This is a genomic window from Embleya sp. NPDC008237 (assembly GCF_042956465.1).
Taxonomy (GTDB): domain Bacteria; phylum Actinomycetota; class Actinomycetes; order Streptomycetales; family Streptomycetaceae; genus Embleya.
On the sequence record NZ_JBIBGL010000009.1, the window covers coordinates 71,899 to 91,315 of the forward strand.

Consider the following 19,417-nt stretch of genomic DNA (forward strand, 5'->3'; position numbering starts at 1 on the left):
GAAACTCGCTATGATCGTTCGATCACAGAGTGGCTGGGTTACTTTCGCTTGTCCGGACGGGTTCGGCCCGCGTGGTCCGCTCGCCCTCCCGCTCGATCGGCTCCCCCGCGTCGGCCGGCTCGGTGGTGGCCCGCAGCCGCAGCCTGGGCACCAGCGAGATGTGCCGCGGCGCGCGCCCGTCGTCCCCGTCGGCCAGGCGCGCGGCGAGCAGCTCGACCGCGATCCGGCCGACCTCGTGCTTGGCCGGCGCGATCGCGCTCAGCGGCGGATCGGCCAGCGCCGCCACCTCGTCGTCGTAGGCGATCAGCGCCAGGTCACCGGGCACGTCCAGACCCGCCGCGCGCAGCCGGGACACCAGCAACAGCGCGTCCTGGTCGTTGTGCACGAGCGCGGCGGTGGCCGCACCCGAGCGGGCCGCCTCGATCACCCGCGACACCGCCCGGTCGAAGCCGTCCGCGTCCTCGCCCGGATGCGGCGTCTCCACCCCGGCCGGGTCCGGCGGGGTCAGCCCCAGGGCGGCCATCGCCGCGGTGTACCCGGCGTGCACGGCCGGCGTGGTCGGACTGCCCAGCCGGGCCACGAGCAGGATGCGCTCGTGGCCGAGCGTGCCCAACCGGCGCACCGCCTGGGCCGCGCCCAGCGCGTGGTCGGAGGCGACCCGGTCCAGGTGTTCGAGCCCGGAGCCGATCTCGGCCCGGCGCTCCACCAGCACGACGGGCACCGGGAGCCGCCCCATCCACGCGTCCTCGCCACCCGGTCCCGGCGCCCGCGAGGGGGTCAGCAGCAGGCCGTCCACGCCGCCGCGCAACAGCTGGTCCACCTGGTCGCGGTCCTCACTGGGCAGATAGCGCGAGATGCCCAGCACCAACCGCCCACCGATCGCCTCGACCGCGTCCCGGGCGCCGCGCACGACCTCCGGGAAGTAGTAGGTGGCGGACGGCACGAGCATGCCCACCGTCGGCCCGTCGTGGCCGTTCGCCGGCGGCCGGCCCGGCTCCGGCGCGGAGGGGCGGGCGTGCGGCAGGGTGGCACCGCCGTGCACCCGGGCCAGCAGACCGCTCGCCACCAGGGCGGTCACGTCGCGCCGCACGGTGACCAGGGACACGCCCAGTTCCTCGGCGATCTCGACCACCTTGACGCTGCCCTGTTCGCGGGCCGTCCTGAGAATGAGTTCCTGCCGCTGTTCCGCCAACACCGTGGACGTCGTCCTTCCGATCAGCGCACGCCCGGAACGGGCCGTGCCCCCCTGCGCCCGGCTGCTGTCCGGCCACCGGCTCAGCCTAGGGCATCGCCATTCGATTTTGATTGAAAAGGATCGTTCGATCAAACCGACTCTTGACCTGATCGATCGACCCCGCCTAGCGTGTCGACGCCCGGGCGCGTCCAGCCGAGGAGGTCCGTGCACACGTCGAGGAGATCCGTGAACACACCGCACCCCTTCGTGCTGCCCCCGGAGGACCGCACGCTGAGCCCGTACACCGGCTGGACCCGCGCGCACTGGGAGGCGGTGGCCGACGGCCTGCTCGCCGCGGTGCGCCCGTACCGCTCGCCGGGCGGCGCGCTGATCACCCTTCCCGGGCGCACGAGTTGGTCCGGCGAGCGCTCGGACGGCCTGGAGGGCTACGCCCGTACGTTCCTGCTCGCGGCGCTGCGCGCGGCCGGCACCGTCGCCTGCGGCCGGCCCGTCCCGGCCGGACTGCTGGAGCCGTACGCGGACGGGCTGCGCACGGGAACGGCCGCGCCCGGCACGGCGGATGCGGAATCCTGGCCGGCCGTGGTCGATCGCGGCCAGGCGATGGTGGAGGCCGCGTCGGTGGCCCTGGCCCTGCACCTGACGAAGGCTCAACTGTGGGACCGGCTCGACGAGAACACCCGCGAACGGGCCGCCGACTGGCTCGCCGGCGCGCTGCGGCACGAACCGGTGGACAACAACTGGTGGCTCTTCCCGGTCGCGGTGGGCACCTTCCTGGAGGCGGCCGACCGGCACACCGAGCAGGCCCGGGCGGCAATCGAGCGGGGCCTGGCCCGCATCGAGCGGTGGTACGTCGGCGACGGGTGGTACACCGACGGCGCCGGGCGCTACTTCGACCACTACAACGGCTGGGCCATGCACCTGTATCCGCTGCTGTGCGCCGCGGTCGCGGGTGCGCCGGCCGACCCGGTCCGGCGCGAGCGGCTGCGCGAGTTCCTGACCGGGTACGGCCGGCTCTTCGACCGCACCGGCGCGCCGCTGCACCAGGGGCGTTCACTGACCTACCGGTTCGCCGCGGCGGCCCCGCTGTGGCTGGGCGCGCTCGTGGACGCCACGCCCTACGCACCGGGCACCACCCGACGCCTGGCGAGCGGCGTGCTGCGGCACTTCCTGGACCGCGGCGCCGCCCGCGACGGCCTGCTCTCGCTGGGCTGGTACGGCCCGGACGCCGCGACCGTGCAGCCCTACTCGGGCTCGGCGTCGCCGTACTGGGCGGCCAAGGGCTTCGTCGGCCTGCTGCTGCCCGAGCGGCACGAGGTGTGGACCGCGCGCGAGTGCGCCGGGCCGGCCGAGGAGGGGGAGCCCGACCCCGCGCTCGGCCTGCCCGGTCCCGGACTGCTCGTGCACGCCGGGCACGGCGTGGCCCGGTTGGTCAACCACGGCGCCGACCACCAGCCGGCCGCGCCGGCCGGCGCGCTCGACGCGGACGATCCGCTGTATGCCCGGCTGGCCTACTCGACGCTGACCGGCCCCACCCGCGGCGGCGATCCGGCGGACAACCACATCGGTCTGGTCCTGGCCGATCGGGTGACCGAACGCGGCCGGATCCAGCCGCTGGGCGCGGGTCCCGGATGGGCCGCCTCGGCGCAGTCGCCCACCCTCGACGGGCAGCCGGTCCCGGACACCCGAATCGTCACGGTCAGCGTGGTCCGCGGCCCGTACGAGGTGCGCGTGCACCACGTACGGGCGGCGGCGGGCACCACGGTGCGCGAGGGCGGGTGGGCGCCGGCGGCCGGGCCCGGCGAGGAGGTGCGGGCCTCGGTCGACGGCCTCGGTGCCCGGGTGGCCACCGCGTCGGTGCACAGCACGCTGACCGGCGCGCACGGCTGGGACCGGGCGGCCGTCCGCGCGGCGCCGCACGGGACCGCGTTCGGTGAGCAGGCCGAACTCGCCGTGCTGGAGGGCACGGTGGCGGCCGGCCCGCTGGTCACGGTGCTGTCCCTGACCTGGGCGGACGCCGCCCCCGCCCCGGCGCCGCGGGTGTCGGCGACGGCGGCGGACGTGGACGTGACGTGGGCGGACGGCGGCGTGAGCCGGATCCGGCACGCGCCGGCGGACCACTGGTCGGTCACCCACGAACCGGCCTGACCGGATGCTCTCCCGGCACCGGGCAGATCGGCTCCGGTCGTGCCGGAACCCCGCTCAGCCGGCCGGGCGACGCCGCACCATCACGGTGTTGTCCGTGCGGGTGATCGGCCGGCCCTCGGGGTCGTTCTGAATCCGCTCGTGCTCGTCCTTGCGGAGCACCTCCCACTCTCCGTCCGGGAGTTCGAGCGCGGCGAGCACCTCGTCGGGGGTCGGCAGGACCACGTCGGGGTGCGGGTTCTTCTCCCACGGCGGCATCCCCGAGTGCCCGACGATCAACAACACGCCGCCGGGTGCGACCGTCGTGGCGGCGGTGCGCAGGATCGCCTCGCGGTCCAACTCCCCGTGCGAGTGCAGGAAGTGCGCCGAGACCAGGTCGAAGGTGCCGGCCGGGAAGGTCGCGTTCAGGTCGTGCCACTGCCAGTCGATCAGATCGGCCACCCGCTTCGCCTTCGCGTGCTCGGCCGCCCGCTCCAGGGCGATCCGGGACACGTCGGTGGCCGTCACCCGCCAGCCCCGCTCGGCAAGCCAGATCGCGTCGCCGCCCTCGCCGCAGCCCAGGTCCAGGGCCCGGCCGGGCGGCAGGTCCGAGGTCTCCCGGACCAGGGCGGCGTTCGGCTTGCCGCTCCAGATGCGGGTGCTCTCCGCATAGCGTGCGTCCCACACCTCCGCCGCCGAGGGCTGTCCGGCGTGCTCGGCGATTCGGTCGTCGGTCATCGTGGGGTCCTCCGTGCGGTGGGGGATGCGGCCCGACCGCAGCCGATCGGGCCGGGCGGCGTGTGGTTCGGCGCCCGATCGACATGGTCCGCCCGCTGCACCGCGGTTGACAAACGTTGTTGCCGAGTCGGCAAATGGAGCCATGAAAGATGGCGAACTCGTCTCCGTCCTGACCGCCGTCGGCCCGCGTCTGCGAGCCCTGCGGCAGGAACGGGGCACCACCCTGACCGAGCTGAGCACGACGACCGGGATCTCCCCCAGCACGTTGTCCAGGCTGGAGTCCGGACAGCGCAAACCCACCCTGGAACTGCTGCTCCCGCTGGCGAAGGCGTACGGCGTGCAGTTGGACGAGCTGGTGGACGCGCCGGAGACGGGTGATCCGCGGGTGCACGCGCGCCCGATCCAGCGCTACGGCATGACCATCATCCCGTTGACCCGGTACAGCGGCGGGCTGCACGCGTTCAAGCAGATCCTGCCGCCCGGACTCGGCGGGTCCCAACCGGAGTTGCAGACGCACGAGGGCTACGAGTGGATGTACGTCCTGTCCGGTCGGCTGCGGCTGTTCCTGGGCGAGCACGATCTCGTCCTGGCCGCGGGCGAGGCCGCCGAGTTCGACACCCGTACCCCGCACGCCTTCATCTGCGCCGGGCCGGAGCCGGTGGAGTTCCTCAGCCTGTACGGCAAGCAGGGCGAGCGCATGCACGTACGGGCCCGGCCCGGCGGCGGGTGAGCCCGGTCCGCGCGGGTGGCCGGGCCGGTGGGTCGCCGCGGTACGGCGACCCACCGGCCCACCCCGGTCCCGCCGGCGTGGGACGGCGGACGGGGTCGATCAGAAGGTGACGTCGGTGCACTGGTAGAAGGCGTTGCCGGTGTCCGCGATGTCCCAGACCGCGAAGATCACCGCCTTGCCGCTGCGGCCGGCCGGGAGCGTGCCGGTGTGCGAGACGGTCGCGGCGGGTTGGACCCCACCGTAGGGAACGGTCAGGAACGGGGTGCTCTCCAACTGCGCCCGGGTGATCGACTGGCCGGGACTCCAGCTCGACTTGGTGATGAAGTAGCGGAACGACGTGGTGGCGTGCCGCGCGGTGAGCTTCCAGGTGAACGTCTTGCTCGACCCCGAGCTCACCGGGGTGCTCGGCCACGCGCCGCCACGCGGGTCGTCGAGTTCGGCGAATCGGCTGTTGCCGCCCGCGCAGAGCCTGCCGTCGGCCGGTCCGCGCGCCGGGAAGCCCTTGGGGCCCTCGACGCTCTGCGGCTCCCACTGGATCTCACCGCAGTTGCTGACGGTGCCCTGGGCACAGTAGGCGGCTCGGCTCGGCGGGCTGGTGACCCAGCCGTGCGCGCCCGCCGTGCCGGCCATCATCAGGGGAAACGAGACGGCGGGGATGGTCAGCGCCGTCAGGATGGTCCTTTTACGCATGGAACTCTCCTAGGGGACGAGTGAATGCGAAGGACGTTCGAACGGTCCGGGTCCGCGTCGTACGCCTTATTTCACCGGTTGTTCACATCCGTAGTGCGCTCCTCAAGTTAAGAGGTCCAGACCACTCGGTCAATGGTCTGGACCACGTCAACGAAAGCGAAGTCCCTTTCCGGACAATGCGGTTGGCGATCATGCCGGCGCCGACGGCGCAGGCCGGGGCCGCCCGCGGGCCGGGGGACGATCACTGGACCCGATCGACGCCCGTCTCGAACTGCGGTGCCAGTACCTCCAGTTCGGCCATCGCACCGACGGTGATCTCGCGGGTCAGCCGCTCGGCGCCGGCCGCGTCGCCCTCGCGGATCGCCTCGGCGACGCGTACGTGCAGCGTGACCGCGGTCGGGTCCGGGTCCGGAAACATCACGTGGTGGTGGGTGCGACCGGTCAGCACCTCGGCGACCACATCGCCCAGCCGGGCGAACATCTCGTTGCCCGACGCGGCCAGGATCACCCGATGGAAGGCGATGTCGTGCACGAGGTACGCCGCCAACTGCCGACCGCGCGAGGTGGAGACCATGCCCAGCGCGTGCTCGGTCAGCGCGGCGCACTGGGCCGGCGTCGCGGACACCGCGGCCAGCGCCGCCGCCGCGGGTTCGATCGCCGAGCGCAGCGCGGTCAGCGACCGGAGCTGGCGCGGCCGATCGGCGCCGGCCAGGCGCCAGCGGATCACGTACGGGTCGAAGACGTTCCACTGCTCGGGCGGGCGCACGGTGACCCCGACCCGGCGCCGCGACTCGACGAGCCGCATCGATTCCAGCACCCGAACGGCCTCGCGGACCACGGTGCGCGAGACCTCGAAGCGGTGCTCCAGCTCGTCGGTGCGCAAAACCGTGCCGGCGGGGTAGGCGCCGGCCGTGATGGCCGGCCCGAGGGACTCCAGCACCTTCATATGCAAGCCCCGGCCCTCGTTCTCCATGGCGTCAGCCTACTGGGAGGGGTGCTCCGAGCCGCCCGGATTACGTATGACTTAATTGCTCCGAAGTCTTGATTAAGTACTACCTATGCGTTTGGGTATGGGACGGCGCCCGGGCACCAGCCGGGCAAAGACAGCGAGGTATCGATGAACGCCCCCCACGTCGTGGTGGTCATGGGTGTGTCCGGCACCGGGAAGTCCACGGTCGGCCGCATGCTGGCCGCGGAACTGCGGGTGCCCTACGCGGACGCGGACGACTTCCACCCAACCGCCAACGTCGCCAAGATGTCGGCCGGGATCCCGTTGGACGACGTGGACCGCGCGCCGTGGCTGGACGCCATCGGCGACTGGCTCGCCGCGCACGAACACTCCGGCGGCGTGGTCGCCTGCTCCGCGCTCAAGCGCGCCTACCGCGACCGACTGCGCCGAGCGGTCCCCAGGGTGATCACCGTCCACCTCGTCGGCGACCGCGCGCTGATCGCCGCACGCCTGCACGAGCGGACGGGCCACTTCATGCCGGAGGCGCTGCTCGACTCGCAGTTCGCCGATCTGCAACCCCTGGAGCCGGACGAGGCGGGCCTCGCGGTCGACGTCTCGCCCGGGCCCGAGGCCATAACCGAGCAGGCCGTCGCCGCGCTGCGCCGCCTGGACGCGGATCAGGGAACCACGTGAGCACCATCGACCTGCCGGCGCTGGCGGCGGGGACACCCACCGCGCCGATCACCTCGGCCGGACACGCCCAACTGGGCCTCGCGGTGCTCGTCGGCATCGGCGTGATCGTGCTGCTCATCGGCCGGTTCAAGCTGCACGCCTTCCTCGCGCTGACCATCGGGTCGCTCGTGCTCGGCGCGGTGGCCGCCGCTCCGCTGGACAAGGCGATCGCCAGTTTCACCTCGGGTCTGGGCTCCACGGTCGCGGGCGTGGGCGTGCTGATCGCGCTCGGCGCGATCCTGGGCAAGCTGCTGGCCGACTCCGGCGGCGCCGACCAGATCGTGGACACCATCCTGGCCAGGGCGAGCGATCGCACCATGCCGTGGGCGATGGCGCTGATCGCGGGCGTCATCGGGCTGCCGCTGTTCTTCGAGGTCGGCGTGGTGCTGCTGATCCCGGTGGTGCTCCTGGTGGCCAAGCGCGGCAACCACTCGCTGATGCGGGTGGGCATCCCCGCACTGGCCGGCCTGTCCGTGATGCACGGCCTGGTTCCGCCGCACCCCGGACCGCTCGCGGCCATCGACGCGATCCACGCCGACCTGGGCGTGGTGCTCGCCCTGGGCGTGCTGGTGGCGATACCGACGCTGGCCATCGCGGGCCCGCTGTTCGGCCGTTACGCGGCCCGCTGGGTGGACATCGCACCCCCGCAGGACCTGGTCCCGGAACGCTCCTCGGCGGACCTGGAGCGGCGGCCCGGCTTCGCCGTCACCGTGGGCACCGTGCTGCTCCCGGTGGTGCTGATGCTCGGCAAGGCGCTGGTCGACATCGTCGTCGACGACCCCGCGGACCGCGTCCAGCGGGTCGCGGACGTGGTCGGCTCGCCGTTGATCGCACTGCTGTCGGCGGTGATCGTGGCGATGTTCACGCTCGGTCGGGCCGCCGGATTCACCCGGGACCGGCTGTCGACCACGGTGGAGAAGGCACTGCTGCCGATCGCCGGCATCCTGCTGATCGTCGGCGCGGGCGGCGGCTTCAAGCAGACCCTGGTCGACGTGGGCGTCGGCCGGATGATCCTGGACATCTCCGAGGACTGGTCCATCTCACCCCTGCTGCTCGCGTGGTTGATCGCGGTGGCGATCCGCCTGGCCACCGGGTCGGCGACGGTGGCGACCATCTCGGCGGCGGGTCTGGTGGCGCCGCTGGCGGCGGACATGAGCAGCACGCACACCGCCCTGCTCGTACTGGCCGTGGGCGCGGGGTCGTTGTTCTTCAGCCACCTCAACGACGCCGGATTCTGGCTGGTCAAGGAGTACTTCGGGATGAGCGTGGGCCAGACGGTGAAGACCTGGTCCCTGATGGAGACGATCATCTCGGTGGTCGCGGGCGGCTTCGTGCTGCTGCTGTCGCTGGTGTTGTAGCGCACCCCCAGGGGGCGACGGGCGCGACGGGTACGACGCGCACCGGCGACGGGCACGACCGATGCGACCGGGCAGCGCGGGGTGCATCGGGCGGGAGGAAGGTCGCCCGATCCGGCGCAGCGCGAAGCACGGTGCGGGGTCCACCGGGATCGGGCGGACAGGCTTTAAGCTGCCGGCATGTCGGGTCCCCAGGATGCTGCCCATGACCAGGACCGAGTGCGGGCCGCCGCGTTCCGGCTCGTGACGGCGAAGGGTGGCGCCGCGGTCGCGCCCGAGGAGGTGGCCGCGGCCCTGGACCCCCCGCCGGCGGAACTCGACCTGGCCGATTCCGACGACGTGCTGCTCGCCGCCGTGCACTGGTCGCACCGGCGGATCGCCCGGCGCTTCTTCGACCTGACCGCGGGCCGCTTCGGGCTGGCCGCGCTGCGCGCCGGCCTGACGGACCTGCTGCCGCTGGACGAGGACCACCTCCTGGAAAGCATGCTGGAGGTGGCCGTGTGGCATCGCAGCCTGGCCGCCCCGAAGGTCGCCGAGAGCAACCGCCGCGAACGCGAGGACCTGAGGGTGATCGTCCGCGGCGTGCTGCTCGACGCCCGGGACAACGGCGAACTGGCCGACGGCGTGGACGTGGACCGGGCCGCGGCCGACCTGCTGGCCCTGATCGACGGCCTGAGCGTGCACGTCCTGCTCTACCCCGACCGGCTGAGCCCCGCCGCCGCTGCCCGCACGCTCGACGCCGAACTCGACCGGATCACCCGCTCCGACAACTCGCCCCCCGGCACTCGATGACCCACCCCGCGCCCGCCCGATCCGCCCGCGCGGCCGGGAAAATGGCATGAACCCGGTGCGCCCGGTGGGCTAGCTTCCGCACATGGTCACTCCGGAGAAGCTGCTCATCGAGCGGCTGGCACCGGCGTTCGCACAGGTCGCGGGCATGCCCGCGGACCCGTCGATGCGCCGCGGCCGGCACGCGGACTTCCAGTGCGACGGGGCCCTGGCCCTGAGCCGACGCCTGGGCCGCGACGCGCGTGAGATCGCGGCCGAGGTGCTCCGGTACGCCGTGCTGGACGACGTGTGCTCGGCGGTGGAGATCAGCGGGCCCGGCTTCGTGAACCTCACCCTCGCGCCGACCGGACTCGGCCGGCTGCTCGCCGGGATCGCCGCCGACGAACGGCTCGGCGTGCCGCGGACCGCCCGGCCCGAGACGATCGTCGTCGACTACTCGGGCCCGAACACCGCCAAGGAGATGCACGTCGGCCACCTGCGCTCGACGATCATCGGCGACGCCGCCGTGCGGGTGCTGGAATGGCAGGGGCACACCGTGCTGCGCCGCAACCACCTCGGCGACTGGGGCACGCCGTTCGGCATGCTGATCGAGCACCTCCTGGACATCGGCGAGACCGAGGCCGCGCACGAACTCTCGGTCGGCGACCTGACCGGCTTCTACCAGGCCGCACGGCGGGCGTTCGACGCCGACGAGGCGTTCCGGGTCCGCTCCCGCGAACGTGTGGTCGCGTTGCAGGCCGGTGATCCGACCACGTTGCGGCTGTGGCGGGTCCTGGTGACCGAATCCAAGAAGTACTTCATGGCCGTCTACGCCCGGCTCGGTGTCCGGCTCACCGCGGACGACTTCTTCGGGGAGAGCCGGTACAACAATGAACTGCCGCCATTGGTAAAGGAGTTGGCCGAGCTGGGTCTGCTTCGGGAGAGCGCCGGCGCGCAGTGCGTCTTCCCCGCCGGATTCGTCAACCGCGACGGCGAGCCGCTGCCGCTGATCGTGCGCAAGGGCGACGGCGGATTCGGTTACGCCGCCACCGATCTGGCCACCCTGCGGCACCGGCTGCGGGACCTGGCCGCGGACCGCTTGTTGTACGTGGTCGGCACGCCGCAGAGCGAACATCTGGCGATGGTCTTCGCGACCGCGCGGGACGCGGGCTGGCACGGTGCGGCCGCGGACGGGGCCGGCCCGACCGCGGGCGACGCGGGCCCGCCGCGGGCGCCCACGCGGGTCGAGCACGTCGACTTCGGCTATGTCCTGGGCTCCGACGGGAAGATCCTGCGCACCCGGGCCGGGGCCTCGGTCAAGCTGGTGGACCTGCTCGACGAGGCGGTGGCCCGGGCCGCCGCGACGATCGCCGAAAAGGACCCGGACCTGGATGCGGACGCCCGGGCGGCGCTCGCCCGGGCGGTGGGCATCGGTGCGGTGAAGTACGCGGACCTGTCCGGGGATCGGCGCAAGGACTATCGCTTCGACTACGACCGGATGTTGTCCCTCGACGGCAACACCGCGCCCTACCTCCAGTACGCGCACGCCCGAATCCGCTCGATCTTCGCCCGGGCCGCCATCGAGGCGCCCCGGGTGGCCTCCGGGCCCCTGGTGATCCGGGAGCCCGCCGAACGAGCGCTGGCCCTGCGGCTCCTGGCCTTCCCGGACGTGATCGAGGAGGTCGGCGAATCGCTGCGGTTCCACCGCCTCACCCACCATCTGTTCGAACTGGCCACCGCATTCACCGGCTTCTACGAAAACTGCCCGGTGCTGCGCTCGGAGGGCGAGATCCGACACTCGCGGCTGGTCCTGTGCGACCTGACCGCGCGCACCCTGGCCCGCGGCCTGGACCTGCTGGGCATCGAGACGCCCGAGCGGATGTAGTCGCCCGTACCGCGCTTGCACCCGCACCCGCACCCGCCCCCGCGTGCTCGGCGGGTGCGGGCGCGGGCGCGCGGGCCGTCGTGGCAGAGCCGTTCCCGAGCGGGGTCGACGTGGGGAGGGGCGTCGACCCCGCTCGGCCGGAAGGTCCCGGCCCGGTCGGGCCGGGACGCATCGGGGTCAGCCGCGGCGGCGCCGCACCTTGACCAGCACGCCGCCCACGCCGGCGACGCCGAGCAGGCCGGCCGCGGCGATCGCGGTCGGTCCGACGCCGAACGGGTCGTCGGCGGTGCGCGCAGCGCCCGTACCGGTGTCCGTCGGCCCGAAGCCGCCCGCGAGGCCCTTGGCGTCGTAGCCGGAGCCGGGCAACTTGTCCGCGTAGGCCCGGTGCACCCGGTCCCGGTACGCCGAGACGCTGGTCCCGGCGGCGCCGATCGCGCGTTTCGCGTCGGCGTTCAGCGGCAACACCCGGTCGCCGCCCTGCACGTACCAGGCGTTGATCTGCGGCTCGCGGAAGACGATGCCGCCGGCCGGCAGACGCGCGCCGGCCGCGGCGTAACGGGCCTCGTCGTCGCCGTCCGCGATGTTGACCACCTGCCGGCCGCGCGGCGTGTCGGCCGTCCACACCGACGCCTTGCGGCCGTCCGCGGCCACGACCGTGGCGGCCAGGAACTCCTGCCGGGCGATCGGCACCGGCCGAGCCCCCGGTCGGGCCGCGACGAACTCCGGGGCCAGTGTGTACACGGCGACCACGTCGCCCTCGATCCTGGGTGCCGCGTCCGCCGCGGCGAGCGCGCCGTCGCGGGCGAAGAACCTGGACAGCGTGTCGAGCGTGCCGGGCGCCGCGACCACGTCGCGCGCGGCGCCCACGCTGATCGCGTCCGGCGCCGGCGGCGCGGGTACGGACGCGGCGTGCGCGGACTGCGGGGTGAGCGTCAGGGTGAGCGCCGCCGCGAGGGTGCCCGCCGCGAACAGGCGCTTGATGCCGCCTCCGGTCATGGCGTCACGCTCCGATCCGGTAGAGCGAGTGGGTCCAGGAGAACTCGTTGTTGTCCACGTACCAGTTGTGCGCGGCCCAGTTGTAGCGGTAGTTGTCCGGCCACGGGTCGCCCCAGTAGACCCAGTTCTGCGCGGTGTCGTAGCCGTGGATCACGTGCATGTGGCCGCCGCCCGAGGACCACTGGATCCGGGTCTCGATCGGCCGGTTCGCGTTGACCTCGGTCTGAACCGTGCCGTACTGGAGCCAACCGCTCACGTAGGAACCCGAGTTGATGCCGGCCCAGCGCAGCGCGGTCTGCACGTTGCCCAGCGTGGCCTGCGAGTTGGGGCACTCGGTGCTCTGCGAACGGCCGAAGGCCGCGTTGCAGAACTGGTTCTGGCTGTAGTTGCGGCCGTACCAGGTCGCGATGGTGTTGCCCGCGCCCGCCCAGCACCAGTTGCTCTTCTGCTGGGCCTGCATGGTGATGTTCAGCTTCTTGGCGGCGAGCGCGAACGGCTGCGCCTGCTCCGCGGAGTTCTGCGTCCGTGCGGCCGGTGCGATGGTGCCGGCGGTCGAGGCGGATGCGGCCGAGGGCACCGCGAGCAGCGCGGAGAGCAGCGCGAGCACCGTGAGGGTCAGCGCCGACGTGCGGCGGCCGGATATGCGGCCCGTTCGTGGGGACGTTCGAGTCATGACGTTCCTTCCGTAACGGAGGGACGAGGTGGGGCGTGGTGCGCGTCCGGACGCTGCAAGGTGGAGCATCGGGTGTTGTCGTGGTGTGTTTCAAGACGCTTCAATGCGGGGTGAAGCGGTGGTGTGAACGCCTCGACCGGCCTGTGAACGACGCGTGACCGGTCGACCGGAACACCTCGGTCGCGAGCGCCGATCCCGACCGGTCCGCCGTGAACGTTCACAAGGGAGGCGTGCGATGCCGCGGACCGACACCCGGGGCGAGCCGGTCGAGGCGGAGTTGGCCCGGGTCCTGCGTGCGGGGCCGTTCCATCTGGCGCTGCGCGCGGCGCTGGCCGCCCGCGGCCTGGCCCTGCACCGGGTGCAGCACCGGTTGGCCCAGCGCGGAGTGCAGGTCGGGGTGACCAGCCTCAGCTATTGGCAGCAGGGCGCGCGTCGGCCGCAGCGGGCCGAGTCGCTGCGCGCGGTGCGAGCGCTCGAAGAGGTGCTGGACCTGCCGCCGCACGCGCTGACCAGGTTGTTGGAGCCGGGGGCCGCCGAGCACACGGCGTCGCGCTCCTATCGTGCGGTGGTGGAGGAGTCCGGCACGCTCGGCCGGTTGTTGACCGACCTGGAGTCGCCCGCGGACGGCGGCCTGCACACGGTGTGCCAGCTCGAACAGGTCCGGGTCGGAGCCCGGCGCGAACTCCTGGGCCGCGCCTCGCAACACGTGGTCCGCGCGCATCGCGACGGGGTCGACCGCTATCTCGCCATCCACATCGGCGACCGCGGCTGCGCGCCCGAGCAGGTTCGGGTCCGGGCGACGGAGAACTGCCGGGTGGGACGGGTGCGCTGGAGCCGGGACGCCGCCGTGCTCGTGGCGGAGTTGTTGTTCGACGCGCGGTTGCGCGCCGGCGACACCTACGTCTTCGGCTACGGGTTCGAGGACGGCACCGGCGGGCCCAGCGACGAGTACGTGCGCGGCTTCACCTTCCCGTGCGGGCAGTACGTACTCCAGGTGCGTTTCGACCCCGCCGCGCTGCCGGTGCACTGCCGTCGGTTCACCCGGAGCACGGCGGGCGCGCCGCGCACCGACCGGCGCGATCTGACCCTGAACGGCCGGCACTGTGTGGTCCACCTGGCCGAACGGGACGTCGGGCCGGGCATCCTGGGCATCGGCTGGGACTGGACCTGACCGCCCGGGAGTTCGGCCGCCCGGGTACGCGGTGGGCCGAACCGCGCGTCACCCGATGGGCGCAGCAGCGGAAGCGCCCGGGTGCGCGATGGCGTTGGATGGGCCGCACCCGACGGAAGGAGCGGCGCGCGTGAGCGACGCGATCGAACGGCCCGTCCTGCGAGCCGCGAATTCACACCTGTATCCCGGTGCCCTGGTGCGCGTGCACGCCCCGGGCACGACCGATCCGCACCGGGCCGGGACGGCGCCGGGCGACCTGCTGTTCGCGGACGGTTCGCGGACGACGGCGCAGGTGCTGGTCGATCCGGACGAGCACTCGACGCTGTGGGTCGGGGAGTACACGACCGAGCGCGGCACCACCATCTCCGAGCGGGTGTGGTCGGTGCACCCCTCCCCCGACGGTTCGGGCGACGTGCTGCTGCGGATCGGCGCCCGGCTCCCGTAGCACTCGGCGTCGCTCGCGTCGCGCAACCCGGATCCGCGCCGACAACCGCACATCGCGCGGGTCACCCGGGCCGCCGAGCGGCTTCGGGCCGACATGGCTGCCCGAGTCGATCGACGGCCACCGTCCCGCGTGATCACACCCGCGAACAGCGGCACGCACAGCGGCCGACGCGGCCGCGTCGCGGGCGGGCGTCGTCGTTCTTTCGGTGTCTCGGGGGGTCGGCCCATAGCATGTGGCGACGGGCCCACGACTGCGACTCGAAAGAACAAGGAGCGTTCGTGCGAGAGATCGCCGTGTTCAGCGGTAGCGCACATCCCGAACTGGCCGCCCAGGTCTGCGCACACCTGGGTGTCCCCCTCAGTCCGACCCGGGTGAACAGATTCGCGAACGACTGCCTCGAAGTGCAACTTCAGGCCAACTGCCGTGAACACGACGTGTTTCTGATCCAGCCGCTGGTCGCGCCCGTCCAGGAGAACCTGGTCGAGTTGTTGCTGATGTGCGACGCCGCCCGCGGCGCCTCGGCGGGCCGGATCACGGTGGTGATGCCGCACTACGCCTACGCTCGCTCGGACAAGAAGGATGCGCCGCGCATCTCGATCGGCGGCCGGCTGGTCGCCGACCTCATGGTCGCCTCCGGCGCGAGTCGGGTGCTGGCGATGACGCTGCACTCGCCGCAGGTGCACGGATTCTTCTCGGTCCCGGTCGACCATCTGCATGCGCTGCGCGAGTTGGCCGAGCACTTCCGGCGCTACGACCTGTCCAACACCACCGTGGTCTCGCCCGACCTGGGCAACGCCAAGGAGGCCGCCGCGTTCGCCCGGATGCTCGGCGCGCAGGTGGCCGCCGGCGCCAAGCAGCGCTTCGCGGACGACCGGGTGGCGATCAGCGCGGTGATCGGCGAGGTCGCCGGCCGGGACGTGATCGTGCTGGACGACGAGATCGCCAAGGGCAGCACGGTCCTGGAACTGCTCGACCGGCTCCGCGAGTTGGGCGCGCGTTCGATCCGCGTCGCGTGCACGCACGGCCTGTTCGCCGCCGGGGCCCTCAAACGCCTCTCCGACCAGCCCGACGTGCTGGAGATCGTCTGCACCAACACGGTCCCGGTCCCCTCCGGTGAACACACCGACAAGCTGCGCGTGTTGTCCATCGCCCCCGCCCTCGCCGAGGCCGTCCGCCGCATCCACAACGGCGAAAGCGTCAGCGCACTGTTCGACATGTGATCGACGCCCACCCGCCCCCCGCCCCGGGGCGGGCAAGCCCGCGGGCCCACTCCGACGCTCGCGCGGCTCGCCGCTCCGGGATCATCACGACGGCGCCCCGGACCGACCCGGCGGACGGCCCGCCCGGATCCACGGAGCCGATCCCGCGTGGTACGGCCGCGATCACGGCCGTACCGAATCGCGGAGGAGGCGTCACACGGCGGCCGCGACCGGGGTCGGGGCGTCGGCGCGGGTGGCGGGTGGCTCGTCCAGGGCGAGGATGGCGGCGCCGACGATGCCCGCCTCGGTGCCGAGGGCGGCGGGGACGACGGGGGGCAGTTTTCGGTGGTCCCGGGCGACGACGAGGCGCTCGAAGGTGGCCCGGGTGGGACGGAACAGGTGGTCGCCGGTGGCTCCGAGGCTGCCGCCGATGACGACGATCTCGGGGTCGAAGATGTTGACGAGTGAGGCGACACCGGTGCCGAGCCAGAAGCCGAGCCGCTCGAAGAGGGCGCGCGCCGTGGGGTCCCCCTGTTCGGCGGCGGCGAAGACGGTCTCGCCGGTCACCTCGCCGGAACTCGGGGCGAAGCCCGCCAGCGCACCGTCGGGGTCGGCGGCGACGGCCTCGCGGGCCATGCGTCCGAGCGCCGTTCCCGACGCCTGGGCCTCCAGGCAGCCGGTGGCCCCACAGCCGCAGATGTTGCCGCCTTCCGGGTTGACGATGATGTGCCCGACCTCGGAGCCGATGCCGGTGTGCCCGCGGTAGAGGGCGCCGTCGAGAATCAGGCCGCCGCCGATGCCCGTTCCCACGGTGAGGACGACGACGTCGGCGTGCCCCGCCCCGCCGCCGAGGCGCACTTCGGCCCAGGCGGCGGCGTTGGCGTCGTTCTCCACGACGACGGGTAGGCCGGTGCGTTCGATCAGCAGGTCCCGCAGAGGCAGCTCCTGGTAGTCGTTGTTCGGCGCCCAGCGCAGGAGCCCGGCGGGCCACTCGACCATTCCCGCGGCGCCGACCCCGACGGCTTCGACGGTCGGGTACTCGGCGCGGAGGCGGGCGATCAGGTCCAGGAGGGCAATGGGGGTCCCGTCGCGTCCGGGGGGCGTGGGGACGCGCAGGTACCGCAGGAGCTCACCGGACGCGGCCACGACGCCGCCGGCGATCTTGGTGCCGCCGATGTCGAGGCCGATCGCGAGACGGGGGATGGGCGGTGCCGCGCTCCGCGCGGGGGCCGAGGGGACGTGTTCAGACATGGGCACAGGCTCCGTCTTGTGGCGGTGGGGTGGTGGCGGTGGGGCGGTGGGGTGGTGCGGGACATGTGGGCGCGGCGGCGCGGTCGGGGCGTGTTCGGCCCGGCGCTCAGCGCTCGGCGGTCGCGCCGACGTCCACGGCCCCTGCGATGACGTCGCGGATGACCATGGTTGCCGCGCCGCGAGGACCGTTCCAGTGCTCCCTGTCCTGGATGAGCAGGAACGAACCCGGCGGTGGACCGGAGAAGACGGTGTACTCGTCGACGGCACGAAGCATCGCCTCGTGATAGTGGTCGCTGTACAGGACGAGCCGCTGTGCGTCCGACTCCGACGCGGTGACGGCGTCACCGGTGAAGATGATCTTCGCCGGGTCGATGCAGGTGATCATGGACGCCAGACCACGCCCGAGCGCGGTGCCCGCGTCCACGAAGGCCTTCCGGGCGCCGGCATCCTGGTCGGCGGCACGCGCGCGAGCCTCGGCCAGGTCCTTCGCGTCGGCGGCCTTGACGATCGCCGACGTGGTGGCCACGGCCTCCACGCATCCACGATTGCCGCAACGACACGGCTCGCCGCCGGGGACGGCGACCACGTGGCCGAGTTCCCCGGCCTTGCCGGTCGCCCCTCGGTGGGGTTGGCCGTCGCGGAACTCGCATGCGCCGACCCCGTCCCGGGTGACGAGCACCATCAGGAACGAGTCTTCGTTGCGGGCGGCCCCGAACCATCTCTGGGCCGTGCCGAGCGCGTTGGCGTCGTTGTCGACCACGGTGTGCAGCCGGGTGGCCGCGCGCAGCAGCCGGCGCAACGGCACCCGCGGGATGGCCCAGTGTTCCCCCCACTGGAGGTCGGGGGAACAGACGACCTCCCCGCTGCGGCCGTCGATGTGGCCACCGAGTTCGACGCCCAGCCCCAGGAGCGGCGCCTGCGCGTCGTCGCGAAGTGCGCGCAGACTCAGGGTCAGTTCGTCGACGAGGTCGCGTACGCCGTCGACCAGGAGGTCGACGTCCATGGGTCCGCGAACGGGGGCCAACGCGAGTTCGCGCCGCTCGCCGACGGGCTCGCCGCGCAGGTCGACGATCAGTCCGGTGAGGCCGTCCCGGCGGATCTCCACCCCGGCGAGGTAGTGCCTGCCGGCAACGACGCGGACCCGGGCGGACCGGCCGACGCGCTTCGACCCGTCGGAGGCGACGGGCTTGCGGGTGATGAGGTTCTTCTCCTCCATCCGCTGCAGCACCCCGGTCACCGTGCTCCCGCCCAGGCCGGTGATCTCGGCGATGTCCTTCGCCAGTGGCCCGTCGACGCGGACGATGGTGTCGAAGATGCGTTCCCAGTTGCGTTGTTGGGCCTGGAGTTGCAGGGCCACCAGTTCCCCGCGTCGCCTGCGCAGACCCGCTTGGCGCAGCATGACTTCGACGGGGATTCCTTGATCGCCGACGGGCACGGTCGACACATCCGTTCTCTCAGGCGGCGGTTTCCGCCGACACGTGAAACGCGCGTTCCATGGGGGTGACACCGAGCCGGCGGTCGCGCCCTCCGGGTGGGGTGAGCAGGACCGCGACCGGAGACCTTCGCTTGGCGTCCCACGCCAGGCTGAACTCGACGTGGTCGCCCACCCGGAGCCCCTCACGGTCCCGGGGCAGCAGTCCGTTGTGGTGCTGCCGTCCTCCGCCGGAATACCAGACCTCGCCCCGCTTCTCCTTGTGCGGAAGCAGATTGACCCGCCCGGTGTACCTGCGCGGCAGCAGGTCCCAGGGCTCCAGGCGGTGGTGGAGGTGTTGCGCGTACTGCTCCTGGTGTCCGTTGAGATAGAGCACGACGTGGAATGTGCAGGAACCGAGGCCGAGCACCAGGGTGGAGGGCCTGGGCATCGGAACGAAGACGTTGCTTCCGCTCGCGTTGGCCGCCGCGATCCAGAGCGCTTCGGGCTTTCGCCCGACGACGGCGTAGAGAGCGGTGTAGTGAAGATCGTTGAATCCGGCGAGGAGTTCGATGTCCTTGCGGAAATCGGATCCCAGCCGCAGTTCCGAGTTGTACTCGGCGGCGATCCCGCGATACTTCTCGACGGCCTCGCAGGCCCTGGCCGCCGTGCGTTCGCGGTCGCGTTCGTTCTTCCCCTTGCGCATCGGGGTCCCCTATTCCTGCGTCAATCCGGAGTTCGCGCCCTCATGTGGGCGGGGTCGATCGGATCCCGTGGGTCCGGGCGACGCGTGTCGTCCGGACCCACGGGCCGATCACCTGTTGTCGGTCGGGTGGCGTCTTCGGTCGGTCGTGCGGCGTCGGTCAGTCGTGCGGCATCGCGCGCAGGGCGTACACGATCGCGACGACCACGGCCACGAGGCCGGCCGCCCACCCGATGTCGGCGGGTGCGCCGAAGTGGTCCGTCGATACGGCCCGCTCGCACATACCGGCGGCGCACTCGGCAGCCGTGAAGGCATGCATCGCCCGCCACCGCTCCTCATTCGGGTCCTGGGGCCCCGTCCCGGCCGTACTCATAGGGACATTCCTCCTCGCCATCGCGCTTTTCT

At 72.6% G+C, this 19,417-nt stretch carries 19 protein-coding genes; 9 read left to right on the forward strand and 10 right to left on the reverse strand.

The window, feature by feature from the left end:
• Window positions 1-22 precede the first annotated feature (22 nt).
• Window positions 23-1,195, reverse strand: a complete 1,173-nt coding sequence (locus ACFZBU_RS23570; protein ID WP_391585584.1) for a substrate-binding domain-containing protein — start codon at window positions 1,193-1,195, stop codon at window positions 23-25.
• Between the two features lie 225 nt (window positions 1,196-1,420).
• Between ACFZBU_RS23570 and ACFZBU_RS23575 the strand changes: the two genes are divergently transcribed.
• Complete coding sequence (locus tag ACFZBU_RS23575) at window positions 1,421-3,340, forward strand: DUF2264 domain-containing protein (protein WP_391585585.1); 1,920 nt, start codon at window positions 1,421-1,423, stop codon at window positions 3,338-3,340.
• A gap of 54 nt (window positions 3,341-3,394) precedes the next feature.
• On the opposite strand, the gene ACFZBU_RS23580 is transcribed toward ACFZBU_RS23575, so the two are convergent.
• Complete coding sequence (locus ACFZBU_RS23580; protein ID WP_391585586.1) at window positions 3,395-4,054, reverse strand: class I SAM-dependent methyltransferase; 660 nt, start codon at window positions 4,052-4,054, stop codon at window positions 3,395-3,397.
• A gap of 142 nt (window positions 4,055-4,196) precedes the next feature.
• On the opposite strand from ACFZBU_RS23580, the gene ACFZBU_RS23585 reads away from it, so the two are divergent.
• Window positions 4,197-4,784, forward strand: a complete 588-nt coding sequence (locus ACFZBU_RS23585; protein WP_391585587.1) for a helix-turn-helix domain-containing protein — start codon at window positions 4,197-4,199, stop codon at window positions 4,782-4,784.
• Between the two features lie 99 nt (window positions 4,785-4,883).
• Here ACFZBU_RS23585 and ACFZBU_RS23590 read toward each other — a convergent pair whose 3' ends face one another.
• Both ACFZBU_RS23590 and ACFZBU_RS23595 read right to left on the reverse strand, forming a co-directional pair.
• On the reverse strand, window positions 4,884-5,474 hold the full coding sequence (locus ACFZBU_RS23590) for a lytic polysaccharide monooxygenase (protein WP_391585588.1): 591 nt from the start codon (window positions 5,472-5,474) through the stop codon (window positions 4,884-4,886).
• Between the two features lie 241 nt (window positions 5,475-5,715).
• The gene (locus ACFZBU_RS23595; RefSeq protein ID WP_391585589.1) at window positions 5,716-6,447 is read right to left on the reverse strand and encodes a FadR/GntR family transcriptional regulator; all 732 of its coding nucleotides are present in this window, start codon (window positions 6,445-6,447) and stop codon (window positions 5,716-5,718) included.
• Between the two features lie 144 nt (window positions 6,448-6,591).
• Here ACFZBU_RS23595 and ACFZBU_RS23600 point away from each other — a divergent pair, with 144 nt between their 5' ends.
• The 4 genes from ACFZBU_RS23600 to argS all read left to right on the forward strand — a co-directional run bounded on the left by ACFZBU_RS23600 (window position 6,592) and on the right by argS (window position 11,163).
• Window positions 6,592-7,116, forward strand: coding sequence for a gluconokinase (locus ACFZBU_RS23600; RefSeq protein WP_391585590.1), 525 nt, complete (start codon window positions 6,592-6,594; stop codon window positions 7,114-7,116).
• Window positions 7,113-8,513 (forward strand): gluconate:H+ symporter, encoded by a 1,401-nt coding sequence (locus tag ACFZBU_RS23605; protein WP_391585591.1) that lies wholly within the window; start codon window positions 7,113-7,115, stop codon window positions 8,511-8,513. The genes ACFZBU_RS23600 and ACFZBU_RS23605 overlap by 4 nt, the downstream gene beginning before the upstream one ends.
• Before the next feature lie 177 nt (window positions 8,514-8,690).
• Window positions 8,691-9,302 (forward strand): TetR family transcriptional regulator C-terminal domain-containing protein, encoded by a 612-nt coding sequence (locus ACFZBU_RS23610; protein WP_391585592.1) that lies wholly within the window; start codon window positions 8,691-8,693, stop codon window positions 9,300-9,302.
• Window positions 9,303-9,384: 82 nt separating this feature from the next.
• Window positions 9,385-11,163 carry an arginine--tRNA ligase gene (gene argS, locus ACFZBU_RS23615; RefSeq protein ID WP_391585593.1) on the forward strand — a complete coding sequence of 593 codons (1,779 nt, stop codon included), beginning with the start codon at window positions 9,385-9,387 and terminating at the stop codon, window positions 11,161-11,163.
• 177 nt (window positions 11,164-11,340) lie between these two features.
• On the opposite strand, the gene ACFZBU_RS23620 is transcribed toward argS, so the two are convergent.
• On the reverse strand, window positions 11,341-12,159 hold the full coding sequence (locus ACFZBU_RS23620) for a hypothetical protein (RefSeq protein WP_391585594.1): 819 nt from the start codon (window positions 12,157-12,159) through the stop codon (window positions 11,341-11,343).
• Between the two features lie 4 nt (window positions 12,160-12,163).
• Window positions 12,164-12,832, reverse strand: coding sequence for a papain-like cysteine protease family protein (locus tag ACFZBU_RS23625; RefSeq protein ID WP_391585595.1), 669 nt, complete (start codon window positions 12,830-12,832; stop codon window positions 12,164-12,166).
• A 235-nt stretch (window positions 12,833-13,067) separates the two neighbouring features.
• On the opposite strand from ACFZBU_RS23625, the gene ACFZBU_RS23630 reads away from it, so the two are divergent.
• The 3 genes from ACFZBU_RS23630 to ACFZBU_RS23640 all read left to right on the forward strand — a co-directional run bounded on the left by ACFZBU_RS23630 (window position 13,068) and on the right by ACFZBU_RS23640 (window position 15,668).
• The gene (locus ACFZBU_RS23630) at window positions 13,068-14,003 is read left to right on the forward strand and encodes a hypothetical protein (RefSeq protein ID WP_391585596.1); all 936 of its coding nucleotides are present in this window, start codon (window positions 13,068-13,070) and stop codon (window positions 14,001-14,003) included.
• Window positions 14,004-14,133: 130 nt separating this feature from the next.
• Window positions 14,134-14,448 carry a hypothetical protein gene (locus ACFZBU_RS23635; RefSeq protein WP_391585597.1) on the forward strand — a complete coding sequence of 105 codons (315 nt, stop codon included), beginning with the start codon at window positions 14,134-14,136 and terminating at the stop codon, window positions 14,446-14,448.
• A 278-nt stretch (window positions 14,449-14,726) separates the two neighbouring features.
• Window positions 14,727-15,668: a ribose-phosphate diphosphokinase gene (locus tag ACFZBU_RS23640; RefSeq protein WP_391585598.1), complete on the forward strand. Its 942-nt coding sequence runs from the start codon at window positions 14,727-14,729 to the stop codon at window positions 15,666-15,668.
• A 192-nt stretch (window positions 15,669-15,860) separates the two neighbouring features.
• Here the strand turns inward: ACFZBU_RS23640 and ACFZBU_RS23645 are convergent, their stop codons facing one another.
• The 4 genes from ACFZBU_RS23645 to ACFZBU_RS23660 all read right to left on the reverse strand — a co-directional run bounded on the left by ACFZBU_RS23645 (window position 15,861) and on the right by ACFZBU_RS23660 (window position 19,385).
• Entirely contained in the window at window positions 15,861-16,898 is a 1,038-nt protein-coding gene (locus ACFZBU_RS23645) for an ROK family protein (protein WP_391585599.1), read from the reverse strand.
• A 106-nt stretch (window positions 16,899-17,004) separates the two neighbouring features.
• Window positions 17,005-18,297, reverse strand: a complete 1,293-nt coding sequence (locus tag ACFZBU_RS23650; protein ID WP_391585600.1) for an ROK family protein — start codon at window positions 18,295-18,297, stop codon at window positions 17,005-17,007.
• A gap of 55 nt (window positions 18,298-18,352) precedes the next feature.
• Complete coding sequence (locus tag ACFZBU_RS23655; RefSeq protein ID WP_391585601.1) at window positions 18,353-19,015, reverse strand: hypothetical protein; 663 nt, start codon at window positions 19,013-19,015, stop codon at window positions 18,353-18,355.
• A 157-nt stretch (window positions 19,016-19,172) separates the two neighbouring features.
• Window positions 19,173-19,385 carry a hypothetical protein gene (locus tag ACFZBU_RS23660; RefSeq protein WP_391585602.1) on the reverse strand — a complete coding sequence of 71 codons (213 nt, stop codon included), beginning with the start codon at window positions 19,383-19,385 and terminating at the stop codon, window positions 19,173-19,175.
• Window positions 19,386-19,417: the final 32 nt, after the last annotated feature.